The following is a 924-nucleotide window of genomic DNA, read 5'->3' as shown; positions in this document are numbered from 1 at the left end:
AAGCGGTTTGAAATCAATTTTGCTTTTACCAGCGGGCTCTGCTCTTACGACAACAAGGGGAACAAGGGCGGGGCAGCGGTCACGGTCGCTATTCAGTATCGCGTGGTCGGTGATGATGACTGGACAGAGAAAACCATTCGTTACTCTGACAGCTCAGAAGATGCGATCGGCTTTACCGAAGTGTTTGACGTGGACACCGCAGGGCAAATTGAGGTTCGCGTGAGACGCACAACGGCGACCGCAGGCGGATCAACGCGTGACCTGGTTTACTGGCAGGCGTTGCGCTCTCGCCTCAGTAAACGGCCAGCACGTTACGCCGATGTCACAACCATTGCGCTGACAGTTCGTACCGGCAATCGTATCGCCGCACAGTCTGACCGGCGTGTAAACGTTGTGGCAACCCGCCAGTATGATGGTTACCCCAACCGCAGCATCAGCGGTGCCCTGCATCACATTCTTGATAGCCTGGGGATTGCCACTGACACCGAGACGATTGCTGCACTGGAGGCCAACTACTGGACGCCACGCGGTGAAACCTTCGACTTTGAGGCGAATGAAAGCAACAAGTCGGCGCTCGATATCCTCCAGACGATCGCCAATGCGGGAATGGGCTATTTTCTGTTATCTGACGGGCTGGCATCAGCGGGCAGGGAAGGGATAAAACCCTGGACGGGGGCCATCACGCCGCAGGAAATGACCGAGCCGATGCAGACCGCGTTTACTGCGCCATCAGAGGATGATTACGACGGCGTAGACGTTACCTACATCAACGGCACTACGTGGGCGGAGGAAACCGTTCAGTGCCGTACGGAGGACAACCCTACACCCCGCAAAGTAGAGGATTACAAACTGGATGGGGTTCTGGATCAGGACCGCGCTTACCGTATCGGCATGCGGCGTCTGATGGCGTACCGGCACCAACGG

The 924-nt window shown here is 56.8% G+C and carries 1 protein-coding gene; it reads left to right on the top strand.

Annotation, left to right across the window (positions count from 1 at the left end; translation table 11 throughout):
- A partial coding sequence (locus J5224_RS30560; protein ID WP_264628791.1) for a host specificity factor TipJ family phage tail protein occupies positions 1 to 924 on the top strand: 924 nt, incomplete at both ends.

The sequence above is a fragment of the Candidatus Symbiopectobacterium sp. NZEC135 genome (assembly GCF_025962695.1).
Note: the sequence above shows the minus strand (reverse complement) of the source record. Positions and strands in the feature narration are given on the sequence as shown.